Here is a 12,575-nt window from a genome sequence, read left to right as displayed (position 1 = left end):
TCGTCGCCGCCCCTCAGCCGTTGCCGGACGTCGAGTGCCGCACCGCGTCGATCAGTGCGGCGAGGTCGTCGGAGAGCAGGACGTCCGCGGGGCCGATCTCGGCCGCGGCGGCTTCGCTGATGCGGGACGAGAGCTGGATCGCGAGGATGGAGTTGCCGCCGGACGCGATGAAGTTGTCGTCGGCGCGGGCGTCGGGCACGTCGAGCACCTCGCACCACAGGCGCAGCACGTCACGGGGCAGTGGGTCCGGGTCCGTTTCGGGGAGTTCGCCGTCGGCGGGCAGCGGCGGCGTCCCGGCCCCGGTGTCGGGTGCGGCGTTGGTGTCGGCCGCGAGCAGGGCGGCGCGGTCCACCTTGCCGGTGGGGCCGAGCGGCAGCTCGTCCAGGACGCTCCACCGGGCCGGGAGCATGTAGTCGGGCAGCACCTGGGCCAGGGCGGCGCGCAACCGCCCCGGGACCGAGTCCCGTTCGGCGGCGTCGCGGCCGGAGGGCACCAGGAAGCCGACTAGCGCGGCCGACGCCCCTTCCCCGGACTTCTCCACCACCGCGGTGTCCACGAGCCCGGTCGCCACGGCCGCCCGTTCGATCTCCTCCAGCTCGACGCGGAAGCCCCGCACCTTCACCTGCCGGTCGAGCCGCCCGAAGATCTCCAGGCGGCCGTCAGGGCCGGTGCTCACGACGTCGCCCGTGCGGTAGAGCGTGCCGAGCTCCGCGGCGCCGGGGATGGTGACGAACCGTTCGGCGGTGAGGTCGGGGCGGCCCTGGTAGCCGAGCGCGACGCCCGGTCCGCCGACGCACAGTTCGCCGCGCTCCCCGTCCGCGACGGGCCGCAGGTCGGGTCCGAGCACATGGAGCGCGGTGTGCTGGATGGCGTGGCCGATCGGCACCCGGTCGACCGCGTCGAGGCGTTCGGGCGTGAGGTCGTAGTACGTGGCGAAGGTGGTGGCCTCCGTCGGTCCGTACACGTTGACCAGTCGGTTCGGCGGCCCGGCCGCGAGCACACGGCGCGCGGCCTCGGGGTTGAGGGCCTCGCCGCCCACGAGCAGCGTGTCCAGGACGCCCAGGGCGTCGGGGCGCTCGTGGGCGATCATGTGGAACAGGGCCGTGGTCAGGAACAGCGCGTCGACGCGCTCGGCGCGCAGCAGGCCGAGCCAGGCGTCGAGGCCGACGGCGGCCACGGGCGGCAGGGTCACGACGGTGCCGCGGGCGGACAGGGTGGCCCAGATCTCGAACGTGGTGGCGTCGAAGGCCGGGTTGGCGGCGTTGCCCACGCGGGTGCCGGGCGCGACGGCGCAGTACAGGGGGTCGTCGACGAGTCGGCGCACCGCCCGGTGCGGCACCACGACGGCCTTGGGCAGGCCGCTGGTGCCCGAGGTGAAGTTCACGTACAGCGCGTCGTCGGCGCCGCTCGGGTGGCTCGCGCCCAGAGAGGCCCCCGTCCACTCGCGGGCCACCTCGACCACGGGCAGGTCCGGGGCGAGTGCCTGGGCGCGGGCGCCGTCGCCGGGCGCGCCGATGAGGGCGCGGGCGCCGGTGCCGGTGAGCTGGGCGGCGGAGCGCCGCGTGGGTGCGCCGTTGTCGAGCGGCACGTAGTGGGCTCCCGTACGGGCCACGGCGAGCAGGGCCACCACGAGGTCCGCGCCGCGGTCCAGGGCGATGCCGCACGCGTCGCCGGGGCCGACGCCCACGGCGGTGAGACGCCCGGCGACCGTACCGGCGAGGTGCCACAGGTCGCGGTAGGTGAGCTCGCGTCCGGTGGTGGCCTCGCGCACGGCGAGCGCGTCGGGGTGGTCCTTGGCGTGCTGTCCGATGGGATGGTGCACTCCGGCCACGTGCTCAGCCCAGGAGTGCGCGTTCGTGTGGGTGTCCATGACGAATGACGTCTCTTTGAGAGGTCGGATACGGGCGAAGGTCCGGTGCGCGGGCCGCGTCAGCGTGCCGCTTCGGCCTGCTTCCAGAAGGTGCGCAGCCAGCTGAGGACGTTCCGCAGGGCGTGGTGGTTCGCGCCCGGCTTCATCGCCCCGCCCTGGAAGAACCGCTGGCCCTCGATCGCGGGGCCGAGCACGGAGATCCGGTCGTCGACGGAGCCGTCCGGGCGGATCACCCGGAAGTCGTCGGTGAGGTCGAGGCCGCCCGGCGCGAAGTCCTCGCCGCCGCCGGTGTGCGGGTTGCGCCAGACGCGGACGAGGCCGCGGCGCAGCAGGTTCGGGTAGAGCGGCGCGATGTCGGCCGCGGCGTCGAAGGCGGGGACGCGGGCGTCGACCAGGACGTCGACGGGGCGGCGTGCGCCGGTGCGCGGCCCGGTGACGACGAGGGAGTCGCCGTCGGTGTCCACCCGGGCCCCCGGCCCCGGGGACACGTCGAGGATGCCGTGGGCGACGAGCGCCTGGATCCGCTCCATGACCTCGGGCACCGGGCCGTAGGCGAGGCGGTTGTGCTGGCGCAGCCAGCTGCCGAGGAAGGCGCGGTGCGCGTCGGCGTGCAGGCCGCCGTGGTTCACGGCGTGGACGACGACCGGGCGCAGGCCGCGCCAGACGCCGTCGGCCGCGGCCTTGGCGGGGTTGGCGAACGTCCCCTGGCGCGCCCAGAGGTGATCGGTCGTCATGAACTCGAGCATGGCCTTGCGGTACTGCTCGGGCGACGTCTGATCGCTCGGCGCGATCGGGTTCAGGGTGCCTTCCCAGGAGAACAGGTTCCCCGAGGGAAGGACGGCGTGCCGGGTCGGCGACTCCAGGCCGGAGATGACCGAGGCGACCTCGGCGGGGTCGGCGAGCGCGGCCTCCAGGCGGGCCCGGTCGCCCTCGGCGAAGACCACGTCCGCGTAGCGCCGCAGCGCGGCGTCGAACGACCAGGGCCGCTCCTCGGCACGGAGCGCGGCATACGCGGAGCGGCCGAGGAACAGGGCCTCCAGGGCGTCGACGGCCTCCGCTGCGGCGCGCTCGATCGGCGCCGTCAGCGCGCGGACGGATTCCCCGGACGACGCGGTCCCCGCGGTGCGTTCGAGGAAATCACGCCGCGCTTCGGCCGAGACGTCGGCGAGATGCCGCCCGAAGTCGGCGCCGAACAGGGTCTCGTAGTAGAGCAGCGACATCTCGGCGACAATGAGCGGCAAGAGATGGCGCTCATAATCGATTTGCCGTTTCACCTCAAGACCTATGTGAACCCGGTCACTGCCGAATTTCTCACGCAATCGGTCAACGGCCGCCACGGTAAGGAATATCCCTTTCCGCTTCCGTTTCCCCGTTCCGGTCCCACTCGTCTCCTGCGGCCGAGCGAAAGCGAACATTCCGGATTCGCTGAAGGAAACGATGGAACGCGGCTCTCGCCCAGAAGGAACGTAACGCAGTTCACCGTCCGCGGTACGCCGGAATCGTCCGCCTCGCCCCTCGGTGAGATGAAGAATGACATCGATCCCGGTCAGCATCGTTCCTGCGCATCCGACCACCTGGCCTGGCCCCGCAATATCCGGAGTGAGCCGTTCCAGCAGGGGATAGGCGCTGGGCACGAATCGGGCGGCGGGGACGCGGGCCGCGGACTCGGCCCAGCCCCGGGTGCGCTCGGCGCGGGCGGGGTCGTTGTAGGAGTGGCCGGTCAGGAGGAGTACCTGGTCAACGGCCGTCCGTACGGCGGCGCCGTCCTGCCCCTCACCCTCGGGGGCGCAGGTGAGGAGCAACGGTCCCTTTTCGCCCGGCTTTTCGGCGAGGTCCTCGATATCGGTGACCTCGCCGTGGTGCAGGGTCACCGTGACGGAGGGCCGGGAGCGCAGTATTTCCACGTACGCGGAGAACTGCGCGCGCAGCGCGAGGCCGTGCAGATAGCGCTTCGGCCATCCGTCAGGGTCGATGTCGAAGCGGGGGTCCCCGGTCTCCTCGAACCGGCGGCGGCACCAGTCGTACAGGCTGGGCCTGAGCTCGTCGGGGAGCAGCGGACCCGCGCCCTCGACGCTCTCGTCGGCGCCGAACGACACCTGCCCGGCCACGCGGTTGAGGAAGCTCGTGGGGGCCTGCGCATCGCTGTGCACCCCGCCCGCGCCAAAGCGTCCGGTGCGGTCGAAGACGTGTATGTCCAGCTCGAGGGGGCCGTCATGGGCGGCGACGGTGGCCGCGAGCCGCTCCATCGCATAGGTGCAGTACGGACCGCCCCCGACGATCGCGAGGCGCATCAGAACCACGCCTTTCTACCCGCTGCTCCTCCACGTTCCCCATGCGGACCGGATTCGGACATACCCATCGGTTTGGCAAGATTTACTGCAGGCTGCACTGATCCTCTAACCCCCGTTACACAAGGACAGTTATCGACGGCGGGCGCTGACCGCTCCCCCGCTTCGCGATAATCCTTGACATCACGCTCAACATGGCACTCGGCTACATGAATGGCCGGACGGAGCGACGACTGCGTAAACGTACACTCCGCCCGAGCGCATGGCACCCCTCCAGTGCTTCAAGAATGTCCAAAGGGGCGCCGCGATCGGTCGAGTGTAGCTCTTAGCATTCACCCTGACTACCCTTAGTTTTCATGCGCAAAGGGTCCCGAAACGGACGGAACCGCCTAGCTTCGAGCATCTGTGACGGCTTGTCAGTTTCCCTGGAGCGGTATGTAAGGACAATGACGAATCGCACGGCTCGACAATGACGAGTCGCCTGGCTCCCTGAAGTGGAGCGGAACTTCTTAGAACAACGCGACGATTGCCTGCTAACCTTCCGCGTGCTTGTGTGGGCTATCTGCGAGTGGGATGTCGCGCTGGAGTACCGCGCCCCTTCTTTCGCCACAGCCGCCTGGCCGACCGTGCCGCTCTCGCTGACGGAACCAAGGACGGAGTCTCCCTGAATGACGGCCACCCACAGCACGGCAGAGGGACTGATCCGCCGCTACTACGCGTGCGTCGACCGTCAGGACCCCGCCCTGTTCGACCTGTTCCACCCCTCGATCCGCTACAAGCGGCCGGGCTACCCCGTGATCGAGGGCATGGCCGAGTTCCGCGAGTTCTACGCCAGGCGCCGCGTCATCGCGGAGGGCCGGCACGTCGTCGAGGCGCTGTTCCACGCGGGGCGACGGGTGGCCGTCGAGGGGCGCTTCACCGGCACCCTCCGCGACGGCTCGCGCACCGACCTGCCCTACAGCGACTTCTTCGACCTGGTCGAGGAGGCGGGCAGCGTCCTGATCGCGTCGCGCCGCACGTACTTCGACGACATCCGTGTGTGAAGGACCGTCACCGCCGTCCCCCCCGCGCGCCCTAGCCGAAAGACCGATGCCCCATGGACCCGCACAGCCCCTACGCACACGGCGAACGCATCGAGCGCGTCATCGCCCACCACGCCGCGCGCACGCCCGAGGCGATCGCCCTCCGCCAGGGGGACCGCGTGCTCACCTACGCACAACTGCGGCGGCGGTCCGCCACCATGGCCGAGGGGCTCCGCGCCGCGGGAGTGCGGCACGGGGACCGCGTGCCCGTACGCATGGAACGCTCACCGGAGTTGGTGGTGGCGCTGCTTGCCGTCCTGGAGGCGGGGGCGGCCTACATCGCCGTCGACACCGCCTGGCCCGAGGCCCGCACCCGCACGGTCATCCAGCGGGCCGGGGCGTCCCTGGTGGTGTCGGAGGACAACTTCGCGCGCCTCGCGGCCGGGGCGCCCGGGTCCCTCGCGCCGCCGCCCCTTCAGGACGGCACCGAAGCGGCGTGCGTCTTCTTCACCTCCGGCTCCACCGGGCAGCCCAAGGGCGTGATGTCACCCCACCGCGGCACCCTGCGCACCCTGGTCAACTGCCCGTCGATTCCCCTGGCCGCCGACAGCGTGTTCCTGCAGGCGGCGCCCCTGCCCTGGGACGGTCTCTCCCTGGAGCTGTGGGCCCCGCTCCTGAACGGCGGCTGCTGCGTCCTGCTCGACCGGGACCACCCGGCCCTGGACGCGGCCACGCTGCGCGCGGTGGTGCGGCGCGGCGTGAACAGCCTGTGGCTGACCAGCTCGCTGTTCAACGTGCTCACCGAGGAGGACGTCGAGGCCTTCCACGGCGTCCGGCTGCTGCTCGTCGGCGGTGAACGCGTCTCGCCGTCCCATGTCCGCCGGGTCCTCGCGGCCTTCCCCGACCTGCACGTCGTGAACGGCTACGGGCCGGTGGAGAGCACCATCTTCACCACCACGCACGTCGTGCGCGCCCAAGACGTCGTCGAGACGTCCACCGAGATACCCATCGGCCGGCCGGTGCCCCGGACCGGCGTGACCCTGGTGGACTCCTCCGGCGGCCGCACGAAGCCCGGCGACATCGGGGAGATCGCCATCTGTGGCGACGGTCTCGCCCTGCGCTACCTCGCGGACCCCGAGGCCACGGCGGCCGCCTTCTTCGACCTGGACGGCGTCCGCCACTACCGCACCGGAGACCTGGCCGTCCTGGACGAGGACGGCGACTACCGCTACCGGGGCCGCGCCGACCGCGAGTTCAAGGTCCGCGGCGTGCGCATCGCCCCCGGCGAGGTCGAGAAGGCCCTGGAGCTGCACCCCGCGATCGCCAGCAGCTGTGTGCTGCGCGTCGAGACCACACCCGGGCGGCCCGAGCCCGCCTGCGCGTACACCACGCTCGACGGCGCGCCCCTCGACCCGCGGGAGCTGCGCGACTTCGCGGCCCGCACGCTGCTCGACGCGATGGTGCCGACCCGGCTCCTGCACCTCAAGCAGCTGCCGCTGAGCGGCACGGGCAAGGCCGACCACGCGGCGGTACGCGCCCTGTTCGAGCGGAGCGCCGCCGCCGCACCCCTCACGGACCCCTCGTCCGACGCCGTCGCCGTCGCCGATCCGCTGCTCGCCGAGGTCGGACAGCTGCTCGGCCGCCCGGGGACCGCGGCGCACGAGGACCTCTTCCACGCCGGGCTCACCTCCCTGGACGCGGTGCGGCTCGCCTCCCGGATCAGCTCCCGCACCGGGGCCCACATCACGGCGGCCGACGTGTACCGCCAGCGCACCCTCGACAAGCTCCTCGCCCTGAGCGGCGACCGGGAGCGGTCGGCGGACACAGGCCCGGGACCGCTGGACGCCGGCCCGGGGGACGGACCCGCGTCCCAGGCCCCCGTGTCACGGGCCCAGGAACGCTTCTGGCTGTCCGAGGAGTTCTCCCCCGGCGACGCCGACAACGCGGTCGTGCTCGCGTACGTCCTGACGGGCGACCTGGACACCGAGCGGTTCGAGGCGGCCCTGCTCCAGGTGGTCGCCCGCCACCCCGTCCTGCGGACCGTGTTCCCCTACGAGGGCACCGCGCCGGTCCAGCGCGTCCTGCCCGCGGACGCCGCCACCGTGGCCCTGGAACACACGACCGCCCCGGCCGACGCCGACCACGGCGATCTGCGCGCGCTCGCCGAGGAGGTCACCGCGGACTGGTGGGGCGATCCCGTGCGCCTGGAGACGGAGCCTTCGCTGCGCCTGCGGCTGTGCCGCGTGGACGAGCGGACGCGTCTGTTCTGCGTGCGCGTGCACCATCTGGCCTTCGACGGCTGGTCAGAGACGCTGTTCATGGAGGACCTCGCCGCCGCCATGGAACCGGACGCCATGGAACCGGACGCCGCTGGCGCCGCCGCGCCGCCCCAGGTCACGTACGCCGCGTACAGCAGCTGGGAGCAGGAGCGGCTCGGCTCCTGGCTCGCGCACGACCTGCCGTACTGGAAGGAGGCGCTCCAGGAGCCGCCGCGGCCGTTCCTGCCGCGCCCCACCGAGTCCGCGACGCAGGCCCGCCGCGTCGAATCGGTCCTGCGGGTGTCCCCCGGGACGGTCGCCCGGCTGACGCACGCGGCGGACGCGTTCGGCGGTCCCCCGGTGTCCGCGCTGCTCGCCGCGGTCGGCAGGGCCCTGTCCGTGGTGTTCGACGCCAAGGACCTGTGCCTGGGCACCGTGTCGACCGGACGCCACCGCCCCGATCTGGAGTCGGTCGTCGGCTGCTTCGTCAACTCCCTGCCGATCCCGCTGACGGACGTGCCCGCGCTGGGGGCCACGGAGCTCCTGGCCACCTGCGCCCGGTCCGTCGCGTCGGGGTTCCAGCACGCCCGTACGCCGTTCGACGAGCTGGTGCGGTCGTTGGGGCCGCGGCGTGACCGGCACCCGTGGTTCCAGGTCTGGGTGATCCTGCAGCAGCGGCCGCCGCGGGTGCGCCTCGGCGCGGGGGTGAGCGCGGAGCCGGTGCGCGTCCGGCCGCCGCACACCGGCTTCGAGTTGATGGTCGAGGCGATCCCCCAGGCCGACGGCGCCTGGGACCTCGCGCTGAGCCGACGTGCGGACGGGATGTCCGAAGCTCAGGCCGAGCAGCTGCGCGACCGGCTCACCGATGCCCTGGAGGCGCTGTCCGCGGCCGCCTGACCCGCGCCCGCCCGCCGGGTCACAGGGTGAGGTCGACCACGACCGGGGCGTGGTCGGAGGCGCCCTTGCCCTTGCGCTCCTCGCGGTCCACGTACGCGTCGGAGACGGCCTTGGCGAAGGGCTCGTTGCCGTAGACGAGGTCGATGCGCATGCCCTTGTTCTTGGGGAAGCCGAGCTCGCGGTAGTCCCAGTACGTGAACGGGTGGTCGTACTTCAGGGGGCGGGGCACGACGTCGGTCAGGCCCGTCTCGCGCAGGGCGGTGAGCGCGGCGCGCTCGGCGGGCGTGACGTGCGTGAGGCCCTCGAAGCGGGCGACGTCCCAGACGTCGTCGTCGGTCGGCGCGACGTTGTAGTCACCGAGGACCGCGAAGGGCAGCGCGCCGCCCGCGTCCCCGGCGACGGCCGCCTTCAGGGCCTCGAACCACTGGAGTTTGTAGGCGTAGTGCGCGTGGTCGACCTCGCGGCCGTTCGGCACGTACACCGACCAGGCGCGCAGGGGGCCGCAGGTGGCCGCGATGGCGCGGGGCTCCTGCGCCCCGTCGTAGTCGGGCCCGCCGGGCAGGCCCACGGTGACGTCCTCCAGGCCCACGCGGGAGAGCAGCGCCACGCCGTTCCACCTGCCGGTGGCGTTGACCGCCGACTCATAGCCCAGCTCGCGCAGGGCTTCGGCGGGGAACTGCTCCGCGGTGCACTTGGTCTCCTGGACGCACAGGACGTCCGTACCGCTCTTCTCCAGCCAGGCCAGGAGGCGGGGCAGGCGGGCGGTGATCGAGTTCACGTTCCAGGTGGCGATGCGCATGCCGCCCAACCTACCCGCCGGGTGTGACAGTCGCCGGATCGGTCCGGATCGGTCCGGTCCGCTCCGGGGAGCGGACCGGCCGCGGGTCACAGGTCGGTCGACTCGCCCGGCGCGAGCCGGGTGTGGTCCGTGCCGCCGAGACGGCCGATGTGGGCGCCGTAGATGGGCAGCGCGAGATCCGTGAGCAGCGCGTCGTGGACGTCGTGGGCGCGCCGCGGCTTGACCTCGCGCACGTAGTCGATGACCTCGCCGATCTTGTTCCAGGGGGCCATCACGGGCACCAGGAGGGTGTCCACGGGGTGGTCGGGGACGGTGAGGGCGTCGCCGGGGTGGAAGAGGGAGCCGTCGACCAGGTAGCCGACGTTCGTGACGCGCGGCAGGTCCGGGTGGATCACGGCGTGCAGTTCGCCGTGGACCTGGACGGAGAATCCGGCCGTTTCGAACGTGTCGCCGTTGCCGACCCGGTGCACGCGCCCCGGGAAGGCCGCCGCGATCTGGTCGGCGACGGACGCCAGGGTCCAGATCTCGGCGGCCGGGTTGGCCTCCAGGGCGGCGCGCAGGCACCCCTCGTCGAAGTGGTCCGGGTGCTCGTGCGTGACGAGGACGGCGTCGGCGCCGACGGCCGCGTCGGCCGCGCCGAACCCCCCGGGGTCGATGACGAGCGTCCGGCCCTCCTTCTCGAGGCGCACGCACGCGTGGGACTGCTTCGTGAGCTTGATACCAGTCGTCATGCGTCCCATCCTGCTCCCCCGGGGGCCGTGCGCTACTCCTGGGGTGTCGTCTCCTCCTGGATCACCCTCTGGGCGACCCGGAAGGCGCTGTTGGCCGCGGGCACGCCGCAGTAGACGGCCGTCTGGAGCAGCACCTCCTTGATCTCGGCCGGGGTGAGGCCGTTGCGCAGGGCGGCCTTCACGTGGAAGGCGAGCTCCTCCAGGTGTCCGCCCGCGACGAGGGCGGTGAGCGTGACGCAGCTGCGGGTGCGGCGGTCGAGCCCAGGCCGGTTCCAGATCTCGCCCCAGGCGTAGCGCGTGACGAGGTCCTGGAAGTCCGACGAGAAGTCGTCGGCGCCCGCGAGCGCCCGGTCGACGTGCGCGTCGCCGAGCACCTCGCGGCGCACCTTCATGCCTTCGGTGTACGCGTCGGGCCGCTCCTCGGCCGCCTCCGGCTGCTCCGCCGGCGCGATCTCGGCGGCGGGCGCGGCGGGCGGCGGGGCGAGGACGGGCTTGACGGGCGGCGCCGCGATCGCGTGCTGCCCGGTCGCGCTGATGTCGGGCGCGGCCTGCCAGGCGCTGCCGAAGTGGCGTACGAGCAGGTCGGTGACCGCGGCGGGCTGCTCCACCGCGGCGAGGTGGGAGGCGCCGGGCACGACGGCGAGGCGGGCGTCGGGGATGCCCGCGACGAGGGTGCGGGCCTCGCCCTGGCCCGTCACCTGGTCCTCGGAGCCGACCAGGACGAGCGTGGGCACTCCTATGCTGGCGAGCTCGGCCCGGATGTCGAAGGAGGCGAGCGCCTCGCAGGCGGCGATGTAGCAGCCGGGGTCGGTGGTGCGCACCATCTGCACGGCCCAGTCGGTGATGGCGGGCTGGGCGGCCGCGAAGCCGGGCGTGAACCAGCGTTCGGGCGAGGTGCGGGCGATGGGGTCGAGGCCGTTGGTACGGACGATCACGCCGCGCTGGCGGAACTCGTCGGCGGTGCCGAACCGCGGCGAGGTCGCGATGAGCGCCAGCGAGGCGACGCGGTGGGGGTCGCGCAGGGCGAGCTCGGCGCCGATCGCGCCGCCGAGCGCGCAGCCCGCGTACCCGAAGCGCTGCACGCCGAGTTCGTCGACCGTGGCCAGGACGCGGCGGGCGAGCTCGCCGACGGAGTCCACCGGGTGCGCGGGCGCGCCGCCGTGTCCGGGCATGTCGAAGCGGAGCACCCGCCAGTGCTTGCTCAGCTCGGGCACCTGCCGGTCCCACATATGCCAGGTGGTCCCGAGCGACGGCCCGAGGATCAAGACCGGAGCGTCGTCCGGGCCGTCGAAGCGGTACTGAAGGGCAGGGGTGTTCGTCTCACTCACCCGCTCCACGCTAGTCACTCCGCGCGGCGGCCGGAGCAACGGGGCCCGAGAGTGAATGGCTGGTGGGCGGGCCGGGGTGACGTGGTGAGCGAGGTGGGGCGGCAGTGTGAAGACCGTCACCCCGCGTGACCGGGAGGACGAACGGCTCGTCGGCGAGGTAGTCCCGCCAGAACGCCGCGTCCTCGCCGAAGCGCGGCGAGCGCCGGTAGTCGGCCTCTTCCCTCGCCACGGCGTCGGCGTCCCGGAGCGGGGGCTCGGGGACCGGCTCGCCCGCGGCGATGGCGGTGTAGAGGTCGGCGCAGCGCAGCGCGAAGTTGTTGTAGCCGAGGCCGTCGTTCACGATGTGGTGGAAGAGCACGCAGAAGATCCAGCGGGCTGGGCCGAGCCGGATCGCGCCGAGCCGGAACAACAGGTCGCAGCTGAGGTCGAACCGCTCCTCCTGGATCTCCGTGAGCACCGCGTACAGGCGGGCCTCGGGGTCCGCAACGCCGCTCAGGTCGACGAAGAAGGGCTGCCACGCGCCGAGTTCGCGGGGCACGGCGCGCACGCCGGACTCGGTCTCCTCGAAGGCGGACAGGAGGTTGGCGTTCTCGCGCAGCGCTTGGCGCAGGGCCGCGTCCCGTACGTCCCTGTCGAGCGGCCCCTCGACCTCCCACCGTCAGGCGCACGGCCACGGCGGCCGGGGACCCGTGCGCGCCGGGGGCGGCGCCTGCCGGGCCGCCCTGCGATACCGCTGGTCAAGGGCCATACGGGCAGGGGCAGTTCGGGCGGAGGCCGCGGCCCGGGACCGGCGTCGGCGGACCTCGACGAGCCGCGCCCGGCGGGCCGCGGCCGCGGCCCGCCGCCGCCCGGCGGCCGGTCCCGCTGGCGGAACCGGTCCCTGGACCCTGCGCGACGACGCCTCGCTCCGCGCACGCCGAAGGACCCGGTCCGCGCCGGGCACGACGGGACCGCGCCCCGCACCGGGACGGCATCGGCCGCCCCACGGGCCGCTGGCGCCTCCGCCTGGAATTCGGTGCGGCCAGCGGAACGCCATGGGGAATTCCCGGGGTCCCGCCGGGCGGGTGGCCGTGTTGTCCCGCCACCCGGTGGCGCGTGTCCCGCGCGTGAGACAGCGCGACAGCGCCGGTTGCCGGGACCGCTCCCCCTTGCTCATACTTGACGATCTCCCGACGCCGCACGTGCCACAGCGTGACTTCCCCCCTGAATTCGGCACTGCGCAGGGAATGGCCGCGTGAGGTGCGGAGGCGACACTCGGAAATGGCTGATGCAGTGAACGGATGCCACGCGTTAGACGATTCACCTGAATTCATTGACTTTCGCTTACTTGGCCCTCTTGAGGTGCGGGTCGCCGGTATCGAGCGGAGCCTTCCGGGAAACCG

At 72.7% G+C, this 12,575-nt stretch carries 8 protein-coding genes; 2 read left to right on the top strand and 6 right to left on the bottom strand.

Annotation, left to right across the window (positions count from 1 at the left end; genetic code table 11):
* Nucleotides 1-13 precede the first annotated feature (13 nt).
* Together AC07A4_RS16530 and AC07A4_RS16525 are read right to left on the bottom strand one after the other, a co-directional pair.
* On the bottom strand, nucleotides 14-1,870 hold the full coding sequence (locus tag AC07A4_RS16530; RefSeq protein ID WP_478598590.1) for a non-ribosomal peptide synthetase: 1,857 nt from the start codon (nucleotides 1,868-1,870) through the stop codon (nucleotides 14-16).
* Nucleotides 1,871-1,929: 59 nt separating this feature from the next.
* Nucleotides 1,930-4,161: an FAD/NAD(P)-binding protein gene (locus AC07A4_RS16525; protein ID WP_478598588.1), complete on the bottom strand. Its 2,232-nt coding sequence runs from the start codon at nucleotides 4,159-4,161 to the stop codon at nucleotides 1,930-1,932.
* A 665-nt stretch (nucleotides 4,162-4,826) separates the two neighbouring features.
* Here AC07A4_RS16525 and AC07A4_RS16520 point away from each other — a divergent pair.
* The gene (locus AC07A4_RS16520) at nucleotides 4,827-5,201 is read left to right on the top strand and encodes a nuclear transport factor 2 family protein (protein WP_478598586.1); all 375 of its coding nucleotides are present in this window, start codon (nucleotides 4,827-4,829) and stop codon (nucleotides 5,199-5,201) included.
* 53 nt (nucleotides 5,202-5,254) lie between these two features.
* Nucleotides 5,255-8,335 (top strand): amino acid adenylation domain-containing protein, encoded by a 3,081-nt coding sequence (locus AC07A4_RS16515; RefSeq protein WP_478598583.1) that lies wholly within the window; start codon nucleotides 5,255-5,257, stop codon nucleotides 8,333-8,335.
* Between the two features lie 19 nt (nucleotides 8,336-8,354).
* Here AC07A4_RS16515 and AC07A4_RS16510 read toward each other — a convergent pair whose 3' ends face one another.
* The 4 genes from AC07A4_RS16510 to AC07A4_RS16495 all read right to left on the bottom strand — a co-directional run bounded on the left by AC07A4_RS16510 (nucleotide 8,355) and on the right by AC07A4_RS16495 (nucleotide 11,791).
* Nucleotides 8,355-9,134: an exodeoxyribonuclease III gene (locus AC07A4_RS16510; protein WP_478598580.1), complete on the bottom strand. Its 780-nt coding sequence runs from the start codon at nucleotides 9,132-9,134 to the stop codon at nucleotides 8,355-8,357.
* A gap of 86 nt (nucleotides 9,135-9,220) precedes the next feature.
* On the bottom strand, nucleotides 9,221-9,853 hold the full coding sequence (locus AC07A4_RS16505; RefSeq protein ID WP_478598960.1) for an MBL fold metallo-hydrolase: 633 nt from the start codon (nucleotides 9,851-9,853) through the stop codon (nucleotides 9,221-9,223).
* 44 nt (nucleotides 9,854-9,897) lie between these two features.
* Nucleotides 9,898-11,193 (bottom strand): bifunctional 3-oxoadipate enol-lactonase/4-carboxymuconolactone decarboxylase PcaDC, encoded by a 1,296-nt coding sequence (gene pcaDC / locus AC07A4_RS16500; protein ID WP_478598578.1) that lies wholly within the window; start codon nucleotides 11,191-11,193, stop codon nucleotides 9,898-9,900.
* Between the two features lie 10 nt (nucleotides 11,194-11,203).
* On the bottom strand, nucleotides 11,204-11,791 hold the full coding sequence (locus AC07A4_RS16495; RefSeq protein ID WP_478598958.1) for a condensation domain-containing protein: 588 nt from the start codon (nucleotides 11,789-11,791) through the stop codon (nucleotides 11,204-11,206).
* Between the last annotated feature and the right edge of the window lie 784 nt (nucleotides 11,792-12,575).

This window comes from Streptomyces sp. NPDC043996, from assembly GCF_056435225.1.
The sequence above is the reverse complement of the archived record's forward strand: the minus strand, read 5'-3'. Positions and strand labels throughout refer to the sequence as shown.